A 284-nucleotide genomic window follows, 5' to 3' on the forward strand; every position below is an offset into this window, starting at 1 on the left:
AACGCGAGTAGCTGTACCGACCAAAGTCAATTTACGATCACTTACCAAGATTGTTCCATACCCAAGGGAATTTCGCCTAATGGAGACGGTTTTAACGACAGTTGGGATTTGGGTAAACACGGGGTTCTGGATGTGATCATCTACAACCGTTGGGGGCTAGAAGTGTACACTCATAAAAACGGTTATACCAATCAATGGGCGGGTCAAGATAAAAGTGGAAAGCCCTTAGCTAGCGGCACCTATTTTTATGTAATCAATACTTTTTTAGGAAGAAGAGAGGGATG

At 43.3% G+C, this 284-nt stretch carries 1 protein-coding gene; it reads left to right on the forward strand.

Going from position 1 to position 284, the window contains the following annotated elements:
- Positions 1-284, forward strand: a 284-nt coding sequence (locus KO524_RS15255) for a gliding motility-associated C-terminal domain-containing protein (RefSeq protein WP_219295082.1), incomplete at both ends; no start/stop codon positions are given.

The organism is Flavobacterium sp. NKUCC04_CG (genome assembly GCF_019345525.1).
In the GTDB taxonomy this organism is placed as follows: domain Bacteria; phylum Bacteroidota; class Bacteroidia; order Flavobacteriales; family Flavobacteriaceae; genus Flavobacterium.